Origin of the sequence: Serratia sp. BNK-4 (assembly GCF_048685115.1) — a bacterium.
Lineage (GTDB): Bacteria > Pseudomonadota > Gammaproteobacteria > Enterobacterales > Enterobacteriaceae > Serratia > Serratia bockelmannii.
The window spans coordinates 4,827,333-4,846,728 of the sequence record NZ_JBLQTM010000001.1; the positions used below are offsets into that span (position 1 = coordinate 4,827,333).

Here is a 19,396-nt window from a genome sequence, read left to right on the forward strand (position 1 = left end):
GGATCGTCTACAGCCGATAAGGCATCAACACGCCATTGTCAGTGCCGAAATCTTTGGGGTTGCGGGAGATGAGCATCCGGAATCCCACCTGCGCTGTGGCCCAGATAATGGCGTCTGGCAGTTTCACATGCTGTGAGTGGCGCAGTTCTACGGCGCGTTCAGCGACTTCATCGGTAATAGGCAGCAGCAGAAATTGCCCTAAAAACTGACGTGTTTTCAGCTCCAGTGCCGGACCCTGTTTTTTAGCACCTACCATCACTTCCATCCAGGTGATGGCGCTGATGGCCGGATTGATGTGATACTCGACCAGAACGTCCCTGGCTTGAGGAATGCCGTTGAGATAATCGATCAGGATATTGGTGTCGAATAACGCCCGTTGAGCCACCATTATTCCCACTCCTCGCGCTGACGATTTTCGTACTCCACGCCATCTCCCATCGCCCCGGACCAGAGCCCGAAAGCGTTGCTGGGATCTTCCACGTGGTTCTCCGTCAGATAGCGGGAGACTGCTTGACGAATGATCTCGGCCCGCGGAACGTGGCGGATATTTTTCAGATTATCGAGCTGCCGCAGGTCTTCTTCAGGTAAATCGATCACGATGCGAGTCATCGTTGGCCCTCCAAAAAAAGATATACGATATATGCATCGTATATCTTTGTCGGTCAATTTTCAATCAGTCGGCGTTAGCCTTTCTGATGTGCGCGCTCGATCTCTTCCGCCAGAATAGCCACGCCGCGCTCGATTTTCTCCGGATCGGGCACGTAGTTCATGCGCATGCACTGGTGGGTATGCGGCCATTCATGCTCCAACCCCGGGAAGAAGTAGTGGCCCGGCACCATCAGCACGCCGCGCTTTTTCAGGCGCTGATACAGCACTTCGGTGGTGATCGGCAGATCCTTGAACCACAGCCAGAGGAAGATAGCCCCTTCCGGTTTGTGGATCAGGCAGCGCTCCGGCGACAGGTAGCGGCGAATAATCTCGATGGTGTGCTCGACGCGCTGTTTGTAGAACGGGCGAATCACTTCGTTCGACAGGCGCAGCAGATCGCCGCGCGCGATCATTTCCGTCGCCATCGCCGGCCCCATGCTGCCTGGCGACAGGCTGATGATGCCGTTCATGTTGGTTAGCGCGGTGATCACCTTCTCGTCGGCGATCACGATGCCGCAGCGCGAGCCCGGCAGGCCGAGCTTGGACAGGCTCATGCACAGGATGGTGTTCGGGTTCCACAGCGGCGTGGCGTCGCTGAAGATGATGCCGGGGAACGGCACGCCGTAGGCGTTGTCGATCACCAGCGGAATATCACGCTGCTGCGCCAGCAGGTCGAGCTTCATCAGCTCTTCGTCGGTGATCACGTTGCCGGTCGGGTTGGTCGGCCGTGAAACGCAGATCATGCCGATGTCATCGCCGATGGTGAGATGTTCGAAATCGACGTGATACTTGAACTGGCCGTCCGGCAGCAGCTCGATGTTCGGTTTGGCGGAGACGAACAGCCCTTCGTCCAGCCCGGCGTCGGCATAGCCGATATATTCCGGCGCCAATGGGAACAGCACGCGGCGGCGCGAACCGTCGGCGTAGCGGCCGGCGAACAGGTTGAACAAGTAGAAAAACGCGCTTTGGCTGCCGTTAGTCAGTGCAATATTCTGTGGCGAAATCTCCCAGCCGAGCTCGTCGCGCAGCAGATTGGCCAGCGCTTTCAGCAGCGCGTCCTTGCCTTGCGGGCCGTCGTAGTTGCACAGCGCCTCGGTCAGTTTGCCCTGGTCGAGCATCTCCTGGCACAGCTGTGTGAAGTAGGCTTCCATCTCTGGGATCTGCGCCGGATTGCCGCCGCCGAGCATGATGGCACCGGGGGTGCGCAGGCCTTCGTTCAGGTCGTCCATCAAACGGGTAATGCCCGCATAACGGGTAAATTTTTCGCCGAAAAGTGAGAAAGTCATAGGTGCAGCAGTACTGTTTCTTAGCAGGTAATCACCCACCATACCGCCAGACAAATCCCGCTGCAATGCGGCCGACAAATCGGCCAATGGGCACAAACTTCGCTCATTGGCCGATTAGCAGCATATTACGCTGGATTATTGTGACCGTTCGCCGGCCCACACCACCATCACCTTATCGTCGCCAAGCCGGCGGCTGAAGGCGTAATAGGCGGCGTGCGCCTGCGGGGTTTGCACGCCGCCGCCGATCGCCGGGTGGCGAGCGCGGAACTGCCCTAACCGTTGCCAGTGGGTCAGCAGCGGGGCTTTTTTCCCCTGTAACTCACGCCAGTTCATGTCGGAGCGGGTACCCTGCAGCGGATCGGAACCGGTTGGGCCGAGCGGGCGGCCGCTTTCATCGCCGTAGTAAATCTGCACCGCGCCCGGCGCCAGCAACAGCAGGTTCGCCGCCCGCTGTTGGCGAGGCAGCGAGCCTTTGGCGTCGCTGGCGAAGAACAGCCGGGTGTCGTGTGAAGAGAGATAGCTCAGCACGTTGAAATCCTGCAGCCGCTCGGCCATCTGCCGGTAGGTGGCATCGATGTCGGCGAAGCAGCCCAATGCCTGCGACGCCTGGTCCTGGAAATCGAAGTTGATCATCGCGTCGAAGCCGTTTTGGTAATAGTCGCTTTTCATCACCCCGTGGCCCCAGGCCTCGCCGGTCATCCAAAACGGCGCATCATCCAACGCCTGCTGCGGATGCTCCGCTTTCCATGCCGCCAATGCCGCCGTGGCGCGCTGTTTCAACAGCGCCAGCGTCGGTTTTTCCACGTGCTTGGCGGTATCGACGCGAAAACCGTCGATGCCGTAATCGCGCACCCACTGGCTGAGCCAGACGGTCAGGTAATCGCGGGGGGTGGCGCCGGGCATGTCGCGCGCGGCGGTGTCGGGTTTGTGGCGGTAGAACAGCGGCAGGCCGCTGGCGCCGGGCGCTTCGGTTTTGATGTCCGGCAGGAAGGCCAGTGACATCGTCAGATCGTCATAGCCCGGCGCGTCATAGTCGCCGATGTCGGTGCGGATCCAATTTTTCCCCCACCATGGGCGCCAGCCCGCCTTGTCGCTGAAGTTGATGTAGTCGTTGAAGCTGTGCCAGTTTTGCCCTGGCCCGGGACGCCAGTCGCTCCAGTTTTTCCCCAGGGTTTTCTCCACCTCTGCGCCTTGCAGATACAGCGAGCCGAAGTGGAACGTCTGCATATCCGCCAGCGTGGCGTAGCCGACGTGGTTCACCACCACGTCGAACAGAATGCGAATGCCGCGGCGATGCGCCTGCTCGACCAGCGTGCGCAGCTCCTGTTCGGTGCCCATGTTGGCGTCGAGGCGAGTCCAGTCCAGCGCATAATAGCCGTGATAGGCGTAATGCGGGAAATCGCCTTGGGTGCCGCCGCCGACCCAGCCGTGGATTTGCTCCAGCGGCGAGCTGATCCACAAGGCGTTGACGCCGAGCTGCTGCAGATAATCCAGCTTCTGCGTCAGGCCGGCCAGATCGCCGCCGTGAAAGGTACCTATTTCCTGCAGGCCGTCGCTGCGGCGCCCGTAGCTGTGGTCATTGGCCGGATTGCCGTTCTCAAAGCGATCGGTCAGTACGAAGTAGACCGTGGCGTTATGCCAGCTGAACGCCGCCGGTTTCGCCGTGGCGGCGGATTCCAGCAGCAACAGGCCGCCGCTGGCGGCGGCGGGCTGCAGCGTGATTTTTCCCTGGCTCACCTGCGCCGTTTGGCCGGAATAGAAATCGCGCAGCGTTTCGCCTTCGGCGAAGGTGGAGGTGACGTCGACCGTGACCGGCTTACCGTCCCAGCGCGGGCAGCTGCGGACGGCAACGGCGGCGCTTTCCGGCACGCTGCTCAGGCTGAGCTGCAGCGTCGGCGTGCCGCTGCGCGTATCGACGCGCACCTGATAGTCGCCGGCGCGGAACTGCCGCCAGCTGACCGGCGGGTTGGCGCCGCACGGGTGCAGCGACAGCGTCTGGTTAAGTTTTATCGCCTCCGCCGGTTGCCAGCAGTGGTTATCCTGATACAGGCGCAGCGGCAGCTGGCCTTTGGGCAGCGTGGCCTGGCTGGTGAACAGCCCGGCGGCCGTTTCGTCGAGGGCCGGGAAACCCGGCAGTGTCCAGCTGGCCAGCGCCGAAGGCGACAGCAGCATCAATAAGGGCAGGGGTAACAGTTTCATGGCTCTCCTTACGCGCGGCAGGAAGCGTTTTTCTCGCAGGGTAGCGCCCAGTGTGGCAAACGACGGAAAAATGGCCTCCTCCCTGCGAGGGTTTTTCGAGGAGGAGAGGAAGGGCGGAGCGTTTTCGGATTGATTCGGCTTGGCTTTGTGCGCGCGCTGCGGCAGATTAAACGGTGAACATCAAAGGAGGTTAGCGATGACGGACAAAAACTGGCGAGAAGAGATCGTTCAGGCAATTCAGGATGCCGAATTGCAGCACTTCGCCGAAGAACATCAGCTGCAGGCGCTGTTCGCGCCGCAGCAGGAAGAGCAACACGGCCGGTTATCCTCAGACCACCGGCCGCGCTGAGTTATTTCCGCAACAGCTGCGGGTTGACGCAGTTTTCTTTCACCGTGCCGGTCAACGCGGCGATCAAATTATCCACCGCGCAGGCGGCCATGCCGTAGCGCGTTTCATGGGTAGCGGAGCCGATGTGCGGCAACGCCACCACGTTCGGCATGCTGAGTAGCGGCGAGTTGGCCGGCAGCGGCTCTTTCTCGAACACATCCAACCCGGCGGCGTGGATCACGCCGTTTTGCAGCGCTTCGATCAGCGCCTGCTCATCCACTACCGGCCCGCGGCCGGCGTTGATCAGAATGCCGCTTTTCTTCATTTTCGCCAGCTGTTCGCGGCCGATCATGTGGAAGGTTTGTTCGGTTAGCGGCAGCGTGATGCAAACGAAATCCGACTCGGCCAGCAGGGTATCCAGATCGCAGCGACGGGCGTTGAAGCGTTGCTCCGCCTCTTCGTGCGTGCGGCGGGCGTTGTAGAGCACCGGCATGCCGAAGCCGAAGTGCGCGCGCTGCGCCAGCGCCAGGCCGATGCGGCCCATGCCGAGGATGCCGATGGTTTTGTGGTGCACGTCGACGCCGAACCAGTCCGGCCCGATGCTGCCGCGCCATTCGCCGGCCTTCACCCGCTCCGCCACTTCCACCACCCGGCGCGCGGTCGCCAGCACCAGGCTCATGATGGTGTCGGCGACGGTTTCGGTCAACACCGTCGGGGTGTGCATCAACAGCACGTTATGGGCGTTGAGCGCCTCGACGTCGAAGTTGTCGTAGCCGACGGAAACGGTCGAGGCCGCGCGCAGTTTGGGCGCCTGCTGCAGGAAGGCTTCGTCAATTTTACCGCCGGAACCGATGATCCCTTCGGCCTGCTGCAACGCCTGGCGCAGTTCGTCGCGGTTCTCCGGCTGCAGGCCGTTGAAGGCGTGCACGGTGAAGTGCTGTTCCAGACGTTCAAGCAGATCGGCGGGCAGGCTTTTGTACAATACGATAGAAGGCTTCATCACGAACTCCAGCTGGGCCAAAGGGGGCATGGTGCCCCCCCGGTTGGGTTAACAGATAAAAAGTATAACTGGATCAAGCCAATTGCGGCTGGATCTCGTTGCGGGCGGGCTTGACGATCAGCGTCAGCACCACCGCCACCACCAGTGCGATGGCCATGAACATGTAGGAAGCCGCCGGGCTGCCGGTGGCGCCATTCAGATAGCCGACGAACCACGAACCGAAGAACGAACCCAGCGCGCCCATGCTGTTGATCAGCGCCATGGCGCCCCCGGCAACGTTTTTCGGCAGCATTTCCGGAATGATGGCGAAGAACGGCCCGTAGGGGGCGTACATCGCGGCGCCGGCGACCACCAGCAGGCCGTAGGAGATCCAGAAGTGGTTGGCGCCGACGGCGTAAGAACCGAAGAACGCCAGCGCGCCGATCAGCAGCAGCGGCCAGACGAACAGCTTGCGGTTTTGCATTTTGTCCGACGCCCAGGAGACCACGATCATGGCGATGGTTGCCGCCAGGTAAGGCACCGCCGACAGCCAGCCGGCTTCCACCATGCCCATCTGCATGCCGCTGCGCAGGATGGAAGGCAGCCACAGCACGAAGCCGTACACGCCGATGCTCCAGGCGAAGTACTGCACGCACAGCAGGATCACGTTGCGTGAGCGGAAAGCTTCGCCGTAGTTGCGCACGGCCTTGATGCCTTTTTGCTCTTCGTCCAGCTGCTGCTGCAGCGCCTGTTTCTCATCGGCGCTCAGCCAGCCGGCCTGCGCCGGTTTGTCTTTCGCCAGCACCCACCAGCAGAACGCCCAGATAACCGCCGGAATGCCCTCGATGATGAACATTTCACGCCAGCCGAAGGCGTGGATCAGGTAACCGGATACCACCGACATCCACAGCACCGTCACCGGGTTGCCGAGGATCAGGAAGGTATTGGCGCGTGACCGCTCCGATTTGGTGAACCAGTTGCTGATGTAGATCAGCATCGCCGGCATCACCGCCGCTTCCACCACGCCGAGGATAAAGCGGATGGCGGCCAGCATCGGAATATTGCTGACCACGCCGGTCAGCGAGGCGCAGCCGCCCCACAGGATCAGGCACCAGAAGATCAGTTTTTTGACGCTGCGACGTTCGGCGTAGATGGCGCCGGGAATTTGGAAGAAGAAATAACCGAGGAAAAACAGCGCGCCCAGCAGCGAGGCCATGCCTTTGGTGATGCCGAGATCTTCATTGATGCCGGCGGCAGAGGCGAAGCTGAAGTTGGCGCGATCGAGATAGGCCAGGCTGTAGGTGATAAACACGATGGGCATGATGTACCACCAGCGTTTGGCCGCGACAGTCGCTTTGTTCATGTTCAGTATCCTTCAGTGGTGTTGCATCCCCTTCGCCCGGCACGCTGGGCGTGAAAGACGAAGGGGCAGATGCTCTCCCGACGCGTCCCGGTTGTAGGGCCAGAGGCTGACGTCATGCGGAGAAGTCGTTTTTTTTATTGTTATTCGGCCAGCGCCGCACGGGTCGGCAGGCCTTCGCTGTCGCCGATGGCCTGGATCGCCAGCGAGCCGATTTTGTTGCCGCGCTGCACCGCCTGTATTAGCGTTTTGCCTTCCAGCAGGGCGCTGAGGGTGCCGACGGCAAAGCCGTCACCGGCGCCGACGGTATCCACTACGTTGTCGACCTTGACCGCGGCCACTGCCGCTTTATCGCCGGCGGCGGTTTTAAACCAGGCGCCGTCCGGGCCGGTTTTGATGATCACCGCCTGCACGCCGCGCTCCAGATAGAAATCGGCGATGCCTTCCGGCGTCGACTGGCCGGTGAGGATCTGTCCCTCTTTCAACCCCGGCAGAACCCAGTCGGCGGCGAACGCCAGCTGGTTCAGCTGCTCGATCATCACCTCGCGGCTGGGCCACAGCACCGGGCGCAGATTGGGATCGAACGAAATGGTTTTACCCATGGCACGCATCTCGCGCGCCGCATGGTGGCACAGCGCCAGCGACTCGCTGGACAGCGCCGCCGCCACGCCGCTCAGGTGCAGGTGGCGCGCGGAACCGAAATACTCGCGGTTGAAATCGGCAATCGACAGGTGGCTGGCCGCCGAGCCCTTGCGGAAATACTCCACACTGGGATCGGTACCATCGGTGGTTTTGGATTTCACCTGAAAACCGGTGGGGTAGTGGCCGTCGACCGTCACCTGCCGGTAATTGATGCCTTCTTTTTTCAACTGCTGCAGGGTGAAGCGCCCGAACGAATCGTTGCCGACGCGGCTGACCCAGCCGACGTTCATACCCAGACGCGCCAGGCCGATCGCCACGTTCAGTTCGGCGCCGGCGATGCGTTTGGTGAAGGTTTCCACCTCCGCCAGATCGCCGGTTTGTGCCGCCACGAACATCGCCATGGCTTCACCCAGCGTGACCACATCCAGGGGCGCCTGCTGCGCCGTCGTTGCCGTTAACGTTGTCATCATGGGGTTACTCCGCACGCAAGATATTGACGTAATGGCGGGTGACGGCTTCCAGGTCATCGCCCTGCAACGGGAATTCGATACCGCGCGGCGCATCGTGCGGCAGGCGGGCCAACAGGTCGCGCCAGCTGCCGTCGGTCTCGTCCAGCGCGATGGCGCGCCAGCCGCGCGGGCCTTGGGTGGCGGCTTTGACGTGCACGTAACCGACGTGGCGGGCCAGGCGTTCGGCGGCGGCGAAGGCGTCTTGCCCCACCCACAGCCAGTTGGCCATATCGAAGGTCATGCTGACCGGCAGGTGGCTATCTTCCGCGGCGTGGAAAAAGGCGTTCAGCATCGACAAAATGCCGCAGTCCGGCGTTTGGTCGTTCTCGACCACCAGCTTGACCGGGTGTTGCTCCAGCGCCACTTTCAACTCGGTAAAATCAAAGCCGGGGCGGAAATGGCCGAGGGAGAGCTTCAGCTGGCGCGCGTTCAGCGCCTGCGCTTCCGCCAGCAGCGCCGACAGGTTGGGGTTCAGCGTATGTTGCGGTGTGAACAGCGCCTCAGGGGCGGAATAGACGGCGAACAGCTGCTGGCGATCGATCTCTTGCGCCAGCGCCGGCAGGCTGTCCAGTTCACCGGCGGTGAACAGTTCGCGGCGGATCTCCACTCCGTCGGCGCCCGCGCCGGCGATGATGGGCAACAGCGCGCGCTGGCCGCCGTGTTGTTTGACGGTATCGGTGCCGTAGGCGCCGGTGACCACGATGATTTCTGTTTTCATTTTGACTCCTGAGGCGGCATTGTCGCCGCCGCTGCTGTTACCGGTACGTTAAATGGAACCGGTTCCAGCGAAAAGCGACAGAGTGTAAAAATATGATCGCAATCACGAAGCTGAGCAAAAAACAGCCGATGCAGATAGAGGCGGGGCGGTCAACGGCCCCGGAGAAGGTGGATTAGCGGGTGGTGGAGCCGCGGACGATCAGCTCGCCGGAGAACATCTGCTCGCCGCTGGGGGTGGCCAGGCCCTGAATGCGCTGCACCAGCCGCTCCAGCGCCGCGTGTCCCATTTGGTAGGTGGGTTGTTTCAGCGTGGTGATGCCGACGCCCGCCAGTTCCGCCCACTCCAGCTCGTCGAAGCCCAGCAGGCCGATGTCGTTGCCCCACTGGATGCCGAGCCGGCGCATGGCGCGCGCCACCTGCAGCGTCAGGGCGCCGTTGGCGGAGATCACCGCCTTGCGCATGCCGCGATGACGGCCGCTGAAATCGCTCAGCACCTGCTCCAGCTTCTGCCGATCGTTGAGCGGCGTTTCGGCCTGCTCCGCCAACAGCGCGGGGTGCTGCGCCATGGTATGTCTGAAAGCGTGCAGGCGTTCGAGACGGGTATTGACCGTACCGAGCGGCTCGCTGAGGAACAGGATCGCTTCGAAACCTTGTTGCAGCAGGTGTTCGGTGGCGACGGTGGCGGCTTCGCGGTTGTTCAGGCCCACCACGTCGCAGGCGAAGTCGGGGATTTTTCGATCGATCAGCACCATCGGCAGCATCGACTGTTGCAGCGTGGATAATGCTTCCTCGCGCATGCCGACCGCGTTGACCACGATGCCTTCTACCCGGTAACTGCTGAGCAGCTGCAGGTAGTGCTGTTCCTGATTGACTTCGTTGTTGGTGTTACACACCAGCAGGGTAAAACCGTGTTGACGGCAGGCGGCCTCGATGCCGCGCATCACGTCCACCGAATAGGGGTTGGTGATATCGGCGAGGATCAGGCCGATCAGGCGGGTCTGGCCGCCCTTCAGGCTGCGCGCCATCTGGCTTGGCCGGTAGTCGAGCTGCTGGATAGCCTGTTCGATGCGCTGTTTGAGATCGTCGGAAAGCAGGTGCTGTTCACCATTCAGATAGCGCGACACGCTGGTCTTGCCGGTTTTGGCGATGCTGGCCACATCGCTGATGGTGGCACGTCCTGAGGTGCGCGTTGCCTTGCCTGTGCTCACAGCCGATCCCTCCTGCGGTTAATTGCCAAGGAGACTACCATACCCGATGTGCGAGCGGGAATATTGAAGGATAAGGAGAAAGTCGGGAGGAAGCGGCGGGGCACCGGTGGCGCCCCGCACGGGATTACTGCAGCGGGCTGAGGGTGATCTCGACGCGGCGGTTTTGCGCCTTGCCTTCCGCGGTGCTGTTGGAGGCGATCGGGTTGTCCGGGCCGGCACCGGTGGTGCGGATACGGTTCGCCGCCACGCCCTGGGTGATCAGCGCGCTGGCTACGCCGTCGGCGCGCTGCTGCGACAGGTTCATGTTGAGCGAGCGGGAGCCGGTGCTGTCGGTGTAGCCGACCACGTTGACCGCGGTTTTCGGATACTCTTTCAGCACCATGGCGACGCCGGTCAGGGTGTTGGCGCCCGCCGGTTTGAGCGTGGCGCTGCTGCTGTCGAAGGTCACATTATTCGGCATGTTCAGCACGATGTTGTCGCCCTGGCGGGTGACGCTGACGCCGGTACCTTTCATCTTGTCGCGCAGTTTGGCTTCCTGCACGTCCATGTAATAGCCTGCGCCGCCGCCGAGGGCTGCACCGGCCGCTGCGCCGATCAGCGCGCCCTTGCCGCGATCTTTCTTGGAAGAGGACAGCACGCCGACGCCGGCGCCCAGTGCGGCACCGAGGCCCGCGCCGATGCCGGATTTACCGACTTCGGATTCGCCGGTGTAAGGGTTGGTGGTACAGGCCGACAGCGTGAGCGCGACGCTCACTGCGCCGGCAATAATTGCAATGCGTTTTTTCATGTTCTTGTCCTTAATGGCATCAATTCTGTACGCGCCGGCCCAACACGGGGGCGCAAAAAGTAGGCGACGCAGGTGGGGCCCGCATCACCGCGCTACTATGACGCGTTGGCTCGCCGGCAGTTCCGGAGAAAAACGTGACAAATGATGAGCGCGGGTAAGTGCTGGGGGAGTTATGCGATAAAACGCCGGGCGGCGCTATGCAGCGGATTCCTAATTGCGCGCCGCCAGGGCGCGAATGCGCCTTTTTTAACCGTAACCGGTTGAATTCTCGATTGCCGGCCAGCTCATGATCAGCGTATAGGCCTGGGTTTCGTCGTTAAACAGGCGTTGCGTCACCTGAAAACCGTGCTTGTGGTAGAACGCGCAGGCTCGCAGGTTCTGCTGATACACCTCCAGGCTGAGCCGGCGGTAGCGCTGCTGCACGTGCGTCATCAGCGCCTGGGCGACGCCGCGGCCGTGATACGCCCGATCGACGAACAGCGCGCCGATGAACTGCTCGTCCAGCACGCTGATAAAGCCGACGATCTCGTCGTTATGCCAGCAGGCCCAGCTTTGCGCGCGCGGCAGGTAGTTTTCCCGCACCAGTGCGGCGCTCTCATGCCAGTATTTTTCCGCCACGAACGGATGGGCGGCGATGGTGCTGGGCAGCCACAGCGCCATCAGCCGTTCGATATCCTCCGGGCCACAGGGGCGGATCACCGTGGCTTTGGGTAGCACATGCACCCCGTGAGATGATCGTTCACCAGCCCGCTGGCCTGCATGAAGGCGTAACAGATCGTGGAGCCGATAAACTTGAAGCCGCGCTTTTTCAACGCTTTGGACATGGCGTCGGACTGCTCGGTTTTAGCCGGCACCTGGCTCAGCGCCTGCCAGCGGTTGAGCTGCGGCCGGCCGCCGACGAAGTCCCAGATGAAGGTAACGAAATTCTCGCCGGACGCCTCCATCGCCAGATAGGCTTTGGCGTTGGTGATGATGGCTTCTATCTTGCCGCGGTGGCGGATAATGCCGCTGTCCTGCAGCAGGTTTTCCACGTCCTGCTCGGTCATGGCGGCGACCCGCTGCGGATCGAAACCATGGAAAGCACGCCGGTAATTCTCGCGCTTTTTCAGGACGGTGATCCAGGAAAGGCCGGCCTGCTGCCCCTCCAGGCACAGCATTTCAAACAGCTCGCGCGCGTCGGTGGTGGGCACGCCCCATTCCTTGTCGTGATACTCGAGATACAACGGATCGGCCGTCACCCAACCGCAACGTTCGTCTGCCATCCTGACTGTCCTTATGCTGTGTTTATGAACAGTAATCATCGCTCGAAGCGCCGAACTTGGCAAGCCTCTGATTGTTTTGTCATCAGCCCGCTTGACGTGGTGAAAAAGCCGACAATAGTTACTACATGGCCGGTGGAAAACCGGCCAACGATAAAAACGACATTGCCTTCATTTGCAGGCTCTCAGGAGTCGATTCATGCCTCTAAAAATAACGTGCATGCCCCGCCCGGCGGCGCTTGCAGTGGCGTTGCTTTGCAGTATGACCCTTCCGGCTCAGGCGTACGATCAACTGTACGTCTTTGGCGATAGCCTGAGCGATACCGGCAACAACGGCCGGTTCACCTATGACGGCAGTCAGCATCTGCTGTACGACGAAGCGTTGGCGCAACGCATCGGCGCGGCGCTGGTGGCCTCGGACAACGGCGGTGAAAACTACGCCGCCGGCGGCGCCGTGGCGGTGCCGGGCCTGAACCCGGTCGACAACACCCAGGATCAGGTGCAGCGCTACCTGAATCGGGTTAACGGCCAGGCCGATGGCGACGGTTTGTATATTCACTGGATCGGCGGTAACGATTTGGCGGCGGCGGCGCTGAATGCCGCTACCGCGCCCGGCGTGGCCTATAACAGTGCCGCGGCCGCCGCCGCGCAGGTGCATTCGCTGCTGAACGCCGGTGCCGGCACGGTGATCGTGCCGACGGTGCCGAACATCGGCTCCACGCCGCAGCTGATGGAACTGATCATTCAGCAGGCGCTGCCGCCGGTACAGGGGGCGGCGATCCAGGCGGCCTATGCCACGCTTAATTCGGTGGCTACCCCGGACAACGCTTCGCGCACGCAGGCGATCCACGCGGCGTTGGCCGCCGCGGCGAAGCAGGGCAGCGCCATTCCTCAGGTGCAGCAGGCGATCGCCGCGCAGCTTATCGCGGCGTATGACAGCCTGAGCGCGCAGGCCGCTCAGCTGACCGATTTCTATAATCAAAGTGAAGACCGTCTGCTGGCGCAGGGGGGCGGCAATATCGTGCGGGTGGACGTCAACAAGCTGTTCGCCGAAGCGATCGCCAATCCGGCGCAGTTCGGCTTCGCCAACACGGCCGGCATGGCTTGCCCGGCGGGCGTTTCCTCGGCGGTTTGCCGTTCCGACATGCCCGGCTTCGACGCCGGCCAGTCCTATCTGTTCTCAGACCATTTCCACCCCAGCCCGCAGGCGCACCTGCTGATTGCGGATTATATTCAGGCGGTGTTGGATGGCCCGGCGCAGGTGGTGGCGCTGAATCAGGCGACGGCGGCGATGGCGCGTGACAGCCGCGCCACGCTCGACAGCCGTTTCCAGCAGCTGCGCAACGGCGACAACCCGCAGGGCTCGCTGGGCGTGTTCGGCGGCTACGCCGGCCAGCACTACGACTATGCCGATAATCGGGCGGCGGGGGACGGCAACGCCACCACCCACAACCTGACCGTCGGCGTGGACTATCAACTGACCGACAGCTGGTTGATCGGTGCGTTGATCGCCGGTTCCAACGACGATCAGCATCCTTCCAGCCGTTTTGATTACAAGGCGCGTGGGCTGCTGCTGTCAGCCTTCAGTTCGCTGGCGCTATTCGAGCAGGGCTGGGTCAACGCCGATCTGCACTATGCGACGATGGACTATGACGACATCCGCCGCAGCATGCGGCTGGGGCCGCTGACGCGTACCGAAACCGGGTCGACCACCGGCAAGCAGTGGGGCGCGCGCGTGACCGCCGGCTATGACTTCCCGATCGCCTCTTACCTGACCACCGGGCCGGTGGCGCAGTTCGCCTGGGATTACAGCCGCGTTTCCGGCTACGGTGAAGACGGCGATGACAGCACCGCCATGCGCTTCAACGATCAAACCTATCACTCGCAGATCGGCGCGCTGGGTTGGCGGCTGGATACGCAATTCGGCGTGTTTAACCCTTATGCGGAAGTGAGTTATCAGCATCAGTTCGGCGACGACGTCTACCGCGCCGGCGGCGGCCTGAAATCGACGCAAACCTCGTTTACCCGCGACAGTGCGGGCCAGGACAAAAACTGGGTGGATGTCACGCTGGGGGCCAACATGCCGTTGACGGACAGGGTATCGGCCTTCGCCACCGTTTCGCAAACCGGCGGGCTGAGCAGCGGCGAGCAGTTTATGTATAACGTCGGCGTCAGCGCGCGTTTTTGAATTGGCCATCGGCGCGCTCAAGGGCGCAGGATAGTCATAAGGTCTGATAAGGGATTTATGAGGAAGGCGGCCTGGGGGGAATTATGCGGGCCGCAATGACGTTGGCGGAAATACAAAAAAAAACTGATCCTATGAAAGGATCAGGTAGCCACTTGGCCAACACCAGGGAAAATTTTATTTATTATTGTATAACCAAAGATTAACTGTCAATTTGTTTCTGTGGCCCGTTAGCGCCGTCTTTCATCCCTGGCCGTTCCTCCCATGCCCCGACCGTCGGCACGCCGCGTGATATCGCCTTATTGTTCACGATAATAAGAAATAATCTGGCACTTGATCACATTATCTCTCGATGAGGGGAGTTTTTTAGTTGATAAAATTAACAAAAATAACATTGTCGCAACTTTATCTCGTGGCAAATATAAAGATACACGCACGGAAATCAGCCTGAATTTGACCGGCGAGGGGAGAAATAGCGTTCAGCTAATTGACTATTTAAACGGCGGTGAGTGATATTTTTGTTTAGATACTCTAATGTTTTTGCCGGGTGTGTCTTTCTGGACGGCGAGGCGACCGGCCGGCGCGTTGTCCTTCCCTCGGTGCCCGCCGCGTGAAAATCCAGCGCTTCTCACCCCGATTCGCACTTGTTGCCGGATTCTGGCTGTATATCTTACGGTCAAAGGGTATACTGGCGCATTCCATCTAAATCCACTTGTATCGCGTGCGAATTCAACATGCAAAAGTTTGATACCAAGACCTTCCAGGGCCTGATCCTGACACTGCAGGATTATTGGGCGCGCCAGGGCTGCACCATCGTTCAACCATTGGACATGGAAGTCGGCGCGGGAACCTCACACCCGATGACGTGCCTGCGCGCACTGGGGCCGGAGCCGATGGCGACCGCCTATGTGCAGCCATCCCGTCGCCCGACCGACGGCCGCTACGGCGAAAACCCGAACCGTCTGCAGCACTACTACCAGTTCCAGGTGGTGATTAAGCCATCGCCGGACAACATTCAGGAACTCTACCTGGGCTCGCTGAAAGAGCTGGGTCTGGATCCGACCATCCACGACATTCGCTTCGTGGAAGACAACTGGGAAAACCCGACGCTCGGCGCCTGGGGCCTGGGTTGGGAAGTGTGGCTGAACGGCATGGAAGTGACGCAGTTCACCTACTTCCAGCAGGTCGGCGGCCTGGAGTGCAAGCCGGTAACCGGCGAGATCACCTATGGTCTGGAGCGTCTGGCGATGTATATCCAGGGCGTGGACAGCGTATACGATCTGGTGTGGAGCAACGGCCCGCTGGGCGTCACCACCTACGGCGACGTGTTCCACCAGAACGAAGTGGAGCAATCCACCTACAACTTCGAATACGCCGACGTCGACTTCCTGTTCTCCTGCTTCGAGCAGTACGAGAAAGAAGCTCAATCGCTGCTGGCGCTGGAAAAGCCGCTGCCGCTGCCGGCCTACGAACGCATCCTGAAGGCGGGCCATACCTTTAACCTGCTGGACGCGCGCAAGGCGATTTCGGTAACCGAGCGCCAACGCTACATTCTGCGCATCCGCACGCTGACCAAAGCCGTTGCCGAAGCCTACTACGCTTCCCGCGAAGCGCTGGGCTTCCCGATGTGCAACAAGAAGAACGAGAACTAAGAGGCAGCCATGACTCAACAGACTTTCCTGGTGGAAATCGGCACGGAAGAGCTGCCGCCGAAGGCGCTTCGTTCCCTGGCGGAATCTTTCGCCGCCAACTTCACCGCCGAGCTGGACAACGCCGGCCTGGAACACGGTGACGTGAGCTGGTTCGCCGCACCGCGCCGCCTGGCGCTGAAAGTGGCCAACCTGAGCGCGGCACAGGCCGATCGCGAAATTGAAAAACGCGGCCCGGCGATCGCCCAGGCGTTCGACGCCGAAGGTAAACCGAGCAAAGCGGCCGAAGGCTGGGCGCGCGGCTGCGGCATCACCGTCGATCAGGCTGAACGCCTGGTGACCGACAAGGGCGAGTGGTTGATGTACCGCGCCCACGTCAAAGGTCAGTCGGCGCAACAACTGCTGGCCGGCATGGTCAGCACCGCGCTCGGCAAGCTGCCGATCCCGAAACTGATGCGCTGGGGCGATTCCGACGTGCAGTTCGTGCGTCCGGTGCACACCGTCACGATGCTGCTGGGCGCCGATCTGATCCCAGGCACCGTGCTGGGCATCGAATCCGCGCGCACCGTGCGCGGCCACCGCTTCATGGGCGAAGCCGAGTTCACCCTCGACAATGCCGACCAATACCCGCAGATCCTGCTGGAGCGCGGCAAAGTGGTCGCCGACTACGAAGCGCGTAAAGCCCTCATCAAGCGCGATGCCGAACTGGCGGCGCAGAAGATTGGCGGCAAGGCCGATCTGAGTGAAAGCCTGCTGGAAGAAGTGGCTTCGCTGGTGGAATGGCCGGTGGTGCTGACCGCCAAATTCGAAGAGAAATTCCTGGCGGTGCCGGCGGAAGCGCTGGTGTACACCATGAAGGGAGACCAGAAGTATTTCCCGGTGTACGACGCCGCGGGCAAACTGCTGCCGAACTTTATCTTCGTAGCCAACATCGAGTCGAAAGACCCGCAGCAGATCATCTCCGGTAACGAGAAGGTGGTGCGTCCGCGTCTGGCCGACGCCGAGTTCTTCTTCAACACCGACCGCAAGAAGCGTCTGGAAGACAACCTGCCGCGCCTGGAAACCGTGCTGTTCCAACAGCAGCTGGGCACCCTGCGCGACAAGACCGACCGCATTCAGGCGCTGGCGGGCTGGGTTGCCGGCCAGATCGGCGCTGACGTCAACCACGCCACCCGCGCGGGCCTGCTGTCGAAGTGCGACCTGATGACCAACATGGTGTTCGAATTCACCGACACCCAGGGCGTGATGGGCATGCACTACGCGCGCCACGACGGTGAGGCGGAAGACGTCGCCGTTGCGCTGAACGAGCAGTATCAGCCGCGCTACGCCGGCGATGCGCTGCCGCAGTCGCTGGTGGCCTGTTCCCTGGCGATCGCCGACAAGATGGACACCCTGGCCGGCATCTTCGGCATCGGTCAGCATCCGAAGGGCGATAAAGACCCGTTTGCGCTGCGCCGTGCCGCGCTGGGCGTGTTGCGTATCATCGTCGAGAAAAACCTGCCGCTGGATCTGCAGACACTGACCGAAGAGGCCGTGCGCCTGTACGGCAGCAAGCTGACCAATGCCAAGGTGGTCGACGAGGTGGTGGAATTCATGCTGGGCCGCTTCCGCGCCTGGTATCAGGAAGAAGGCCACGCGGTCGATACCATTCAGGCGGTGTTGGCGCGCCGTCCGACCAAGCCGGCCGACTTCGACGCGCGCGTCAAGGCGGTATCCCACTTCCGCACGCTGGACGAGGCGGCGGCGCTGGCTGCGGCCAACAAACGCGTCTCCAACATTCTGGCGAAGTCTACCGAAACGCTGAACGACAGCGTGCGCGCCTCGGTGCTGAAGGATGCGGCGGAGATCCAGCTGGCGACTCACCTGGTGGTGCTGCGCGACAAGCTGCAGCCGTACTTCGCGGCGGGCAACTACCAGGAAGCGCTGGTGGAACTGGCCGCGCTGCGTGAGCCGGTGGATGCGTTCTTCGACAACGTGATGGTAATGGCGGACGATGCGGAAGTGCGCGTGAATCGCCTGACGCTGCTGAGCAAGCTGCGCGAACTGTTCCTGCAGGTGGCGGATATCTCCGTACTGCAGTAAGCGATTCTCTGCTGTGAAAAGGCGCCTGCGGGCGCCTTTTTTATTTCCGTTTCCTGGGTGCGAAGGCAAGGTCGCCTGGCGACTTGGGGGGCGACTTGGGGGGCGACTTGGGGGGCGACTTGGGGAAATTGAAGCGTCCGGTCGCCGACGGCAATGAACCTCAGTGCGTTTTGCGCACGATGTTCAACCGCCTCCGGCCGAGACAATGTTCACCGCAAACGGAATCGCGTATCGGAACGCCGCCAGTTGATCTATTCTTATAGGCGCACGGAGTGCGGAAAAAGGGGCGGAGTCCAATGAAAAAGCAGGTTTATAACAGGAGTTATGTCACATGGCGGTAGGGATCCAGAGCAGAGGTTTCGCGCGTTGGTTGGCACCGGTATTGGCATTGTTGGTGGTCATGCAATTGACCGCCTGCGGCGATAAAGAGCCGGAACAGCGCAAAGCATTTATCGATTACTTACAGAATACCGTGATGCGCAGCGGGGCGAATATCCCCACGCTGAGCGAAGACCAGAAGCAGAAGTTCGGCAACTATGCCGGCGATTACGCGATTTTGGTCGGCTTTTCACAGCAGTTGTCCAAGTCGGTCGGCGCCAGCCTGACCCCGGCGCTGGATCAGATTAACCAGATCCGCACCGCGCAGGACTACCTGAACAAACGCGACGCGCTGCAGCAATCGGTCGGGGCGTTGAACCTGCTGGGCCAGCAGATCCAGTCCGCCAAGTCGCAGGCGGATACTGCCCACGCGGCGCTGAAACAGCCTGACGATCTGAAGGCGGTGTACAACCAGGCCTATGACAAAATCGTCACCGCACCGGCCAACGCCTTGATGCCGGCGATCCCGACCACCGCCAGCTTTGTGCAGGATCTGGTGCAGGTCGGCGATTTCCTGCAGAGCCAGGGCAATCAGGTCAGCTTCAACAACAACGGCGTGCAGTTCCGCACCGCGCAGCAGGTGGCGCAGTACAACACCATGATGTCGAATCTGGTGGCCAAACAGCAGAACCTGATGAATGCGCAGAAGACCATTCAAAGCGTGACGCAATAATAACGCGTCCAGGCGCGAAACAGGCCGGCATTGCCGGCCTGTTTTATTTCCCCTCAGCGTTTCCAATAGCTTGCTGGTTTATTGCGCAGGCTTCTGTACTACACTTCAATTAATCCATTCATTAGGCAATGTAGTTTTCTTTCATTCATCACTTCGCTAGTTCCCGGCGGGATGAGTGCTCACAGGGAAGATCAAACAGAGCGTTGCGATCGGCGCTGCAGCTAAAAATAAATTGTGACTAATGTCACAATTCAAAAACAAAACGCCAATTTAAAAATGTGATCATAGTCACTTTATTGGGGGTTTTGTGGCGACTTTTTTCTCACTGTGCTTTTTTTACACGTCATAAATGTGATCTTTATCACTATAAATGAGGGTTTGCTGGGGTGTTGTGTGTGACTTGTATCACAAAAAATTCGTGAAGTTCGCGTGACAAAAACAGCGTGATAGAGTCCGTTTCGCATACAGCGGCAACACGGCTGGATCGTCACAACAATAATCACGCGC

At 60.9% G+C, this 19,396-nt stretch carries 17 protein-coding genes; 5 read left to right on the forward strand and 12 right to left on the reverse strand.

The genetic code is table 11. The features are described 5' to 3' along the window. Positions 1-7: 7 nt before the first annotated feature. From ACMGGW_RS22925 to ACMGGW_RS22940, 4 genes are all read right to left on the reverse strand, one after another. Positions 8-388 (reverse strand): type II toxin-antitoxin system VapC family toxin, encoded by a 381-nt coding sequence (locus ACMGGW_RS22925; RefSeq protein ID WP_025304766.1) that lies wholly within the window; start codon positions 386-388, stop codon positions 8-10. Continuing rightward, positions 388-609 (reverse strand): ribbon-helix-helix domain-containing protein, encoded by a 222-nt coding sequence (locus ACMGGW_RS22930; RefSeq protein ID WP_025304767.1) that lies wholly within the window; start codon positions 607-609, stop codon positions 388-390. The genes ACMGGW_RS22925 and ACMGGW_RS22930 overlap by 1 nt, the downstream gene beginning before the upstream one ends. 74 nt (positions 610-683) lie before the next feature. Continuing rightward, positions 684-1,934 carry a valine--pyruvate transaminase gene (locus ACMGGW_RS22935; protein WP_089181469.1) on the reverse strand — a complete coding sequence of 417 codons (1,251 nt, stop codon included), beginning with the start codon at positions 1,932-1,934 and terminating at the stop codon, positions 684-686. Positions 1,935-2,069: 135 nt separating this feature from the next. Continuing rightward, a complete protein-coding gene (locus ACMGGW_RS22940) occupies positions 2,070-4,133 on the reverse strand; it encodes an alpha-amylase (protein WP_197833618.1) in 2,064 nt (687 codons plus the stop codon). A gap of 196 nt (positions 4,134-4,329) precedes the next feature. On the opposite strand from ACMGGW_RS22940, the gene ACMGGW_RS22945 reads away from it, so the two are divergent. After that, positions 4,330-4,482, forward strand: a complete 153-nt coding sequence (locus ACMGGW_RS22945; protein ID WP_162837931.1) for a hypothetical protein — start codon at positions 4,330-4,332, stop codon at positions 4,480-4,482. Position 4,483: 1 nt separating this feature from the next. Here the strand turns inward: ACMGGW_RS22945 and ghrB are convergent, their stop codons facing one another. The 8 genes from ghrB to ACMGGW_RS22985 all read right to left on the reverse strand — a co-directional run bounded on the left by ghrB (position 4,484) and on the right by ACMGGW_RS22985 (position 11,925). Further along, positions 4,484-5,461 carry a glyoxylate/hydroxypyruvate reductase GhrB gene (gene ghrB / locus ACMGGW_RS22950; protein WP_049204664.1) on the reverse strand — a complete coding sequence of 326 codons (978 nt, stop codon included), beginning with the start codon at positions 5,459-5,461 and terminating at the stop codon, positions 4,484-4,486. Between the two features lie 73 nt (positions 5,462-5,534). Continuing rightward, the gene (locus ACMGGW_RS22955) at positions 5,535-6,803 is read right to left on the reverse strand and encodes an MFS transporter (RefSeq protein ID WP_033639091.1); all 1,269 of its coding nucleotides are present in this window, start codon (positions 6,801-6,803) and stop codon (positions 5,535-5,537) included. Between the two features lie 140 nt (positions 6,804-6,943). After that, positions 6,944-7,909: a sugar kinase gene (locus tag ACMGGW_RS22960; protein WP_025304772.1), complete on the reverse strand. Its 966-nt coding sequence runs from the start codon at positions 7,907-7,909 to the stop codon at positions 6,944-6,946. 7 nt (positions 7,910-7,916) lie between these two features. Continuing rightward, the gene (locus ACMGGW_RS22965; protein WP_025304773.1) at positions 7,917-8,669 is read right to left on the reverse strand and encodes a sugar phosphate isomerase/epimerase family protein; all 753 of its coding nucleotides are present in this window, start codon (positions 8,667-8,669) and stop codon (positions 7,917-7,919) included. Between the two features lie 172 nt (positions 8,670-8,841). Beyond that, positions 8,842-9,876, reverse strand: coding sequence for a LacI family DNA-binding transcriptional regulator (locus ACMGGW_RS22970; RefSeq protein ID WP_025304774.1), 1,035 nt, complete (start codon positions 9,874-9,876; stop codon positions 8,842-8,844). Positions 9,877-10,000: 124 nt separating this feature from the next. Next, a complete protein-coding gene (locus ACMGGW_RS22975) occupies positions 10,001-10,663 on the reverse strand; it encodes an OmpA family lipoprotein (RefSeq protein ID WP_016929583.1) in 663 nt (220 codons plus the stop codon). Positions 10,664-10,909: 246 nt separating this feature from the next. Next, positions 10,910-11,362 carry an N-acetyltransferase gene (locus ACMGGW_RS22980; RefSeq protein ID WP_025304775.1) on the reverse strand — a complete coding sequence of 151 codons (453 nt, stop codon included), beginning with the start codon at positions 11,360-11,362 and terminating at the stop codon, positions 10,910-10,912. Continuing rightward, the gene (locus ACMGGW_RS22985) at positions 11,359-11,925 is read right to left on the reverse strand and encodes a DNA-3-methyladenine glycosylase I (protein WP_141996917.1); all 567 of its coding nucleotides are present in this window, start codon (positions 11,923-11,925) and stop codon (positions 11,359-11,361) included. The genes ACMGGW_RS22980 and ACMGGW_RS22985 overlap by 4 nt, the downstream gene beginning before the upstream one ends. Positions 11,926-12,121: 196 nt before the next feature. Here ACMGGW_RS22985 and ACMGGW_RS22990 point away from each other — a divergent pair, with 196 nt between their 5' ends. The 4 genes from ACMGGW_RS22990 to ACMGGW_RS23005 all read left to right on the forward strand — a co-directional run bounded on the left by ACMGGW_RS22990 (position 12,122) and on the right by ACMGGW_RS23005 (position 18,889). After that, positions 12,122-14,110: an autotransporter outer membrane beta-barrel domain-containing protein gene (locus ACMGGW_RS22990; protein ID WP_164099862.1), complete on the forward strand. Its 1,989-nt coding sequence runs from the start codon at positions 12,122-12,124 to the stop codon at positions 14,108-14,110. A gap of 731 nt (positions 14,111-14,841) precedes the next feature. Continuing rightward, complete coding sequence (gene glyQ / locus ACMGGW_RS22995; protein ID WP_043140757.1) at positions 14,842-15,759, forward strand: glycine--tRNA ligase subunit alpha; 918 nt, start codon at positions 14,842-14,844, stop codon at positions 15,757-15,759. 9 nt (positions 15,760-15,768) lie between these two features. Next, positions 15,769-17,838 (forward strand): glycine--tRNA ligase subunit beta, encoded by a 2,070-nt coding sequence (glyS, locus tag ACMGGW_RS23000; RefSeq protein ID WP_049207117.1) that lies wholly within the window; start codon positions 15,769-15,771, stop codon positions 17,836-17,838. Between the two features lie 331 nt (positions 17,839-18,169). Then, entirely contained in the window at positions 18,170-18,889 is a 720-nt protein-coding gene (locus ACMGGW_RS23005; protein WP_025304780.1) for a DUF3053 domain-containing protein, read from the forward strand. The last annotated feature ends 507 nt before the right edge of the window (positions 18,890-19,396 follow it).

What these genes read in the sequence shown, in the direction of transcription:
- ACMGGW_RS22925 (WP_025304766.1), bottom strand. Translation starts at nt 388, where the DNA reads ATGGTGGCTCAACGGGCGTTATTCGACACCAATATCCTGATCGATTAT.
- ACMGGW_RS22930 (WP_025304767.1), bottom strand. Translation starts at nt 609, where the DNA reads ATGACTCGCATCGTGATCGATTTACCTGAAGAAGACCTGCGGCAGCTC.
- ACMGGW_RS22935 (WP_089181469.1), bottom strand. Translation starts at nt 1,934, where the DNA reads ATGACTTTCTCACTTTTCGGCGAAAAATTTACCCGTTATGCGGGCATT.
- ACMGGW_RS22940 (WP_197833618.1), bottom strand. Translation starts at nt 4,133, where the DNA reads ATGAAACTGTTACCCCTGCCCTTATTGATGCTGCTGTCGCCTTCGGCG.
- ACMGGW_RS22945 (WP_162837931.1), top strand. Translation starts at nt 4,330, where the DNA reads ATGACGGACAAAAACTGGCGAGAAGAGATCGTTCAGGCAATTCAGGAT.
- ghrB (WP_049204664.1), bottom strand. Translation starts at nt 5,461, where the DNA reads ATGAAGCCTTCTATCGTATTGTACAAAAGCCTGCCCGCCGATCTGCTT.
- ACMGGW_RS22955 (WP_033639091.1), bottom strand. Translation starts at nt 6,803, where the DNA reads ATGAACAAAGCGACTGTCGCGGCCAAACGCTGGTGGTACATCATGCCC.
- ACMGGW_RS22960 (WP_025304772.1), bottom strand. Translation starts at nt 7,909, where the DNA reads ATGACAACGTTAACGGCAACGACGGCGCAGCAGGCGCCCCTGGATGTG.
- ACMGGW_RS22965 (WP_025304773.1), bottom strand. Translation starts at nt 8,669, where the DNA reads ATGAAAACAGAAATCATCGTGGTCACCGGCGCCTACGGCACCGATACC.
- ACMGGW_RS22975 (WP_016929583.1), bottom strand. Translation starts at nt 10,663, where the DNA reads ATGAAAAAACGCATTGCAATTATTGCCGGCGCAGTGAGCGTCGCGCTC.
- ACMGGW_RS22985 (WP_141996917.1), bottom strand. Translation starts at nt 11,925, where the DNA reads ATGGCAGACGAACGTTGCGGTTGGGTGACGGCCGATCCGTTGTATCTC.
- ACMGGW_RS22990 (WP_164099862.1), top strand. Translation starts at nt 12,122, where the DNA reads ATGCCTCTAAAAATAACGTGCATGCCCCGCCCGGCGGCGCTTGCAGTG.
- glyQ (WP_043140757.1), top strand. Translation starts at nt 14,842, where the DNA reads ATGCAAAAGTTTGATACCAAGACCTTCCAGGGCCTGATCCTGACACTG.
- glyS (WP_049207117.1), top strand. Translation starts at nt 15,769, where the DNA reads ATGACTCAACAGACTTTCCTGGTGGAAATCGGCACGGAAGAGCTGCCG.
- ACMGGW_RS23005 (WP_025304780.1), top strand. Translation starts at nt 18,170, where the DNA reads ATGGCGGTAGGGATCCAGAGCAGAGGTTTCGCGCGTTGGTTGGCACCG.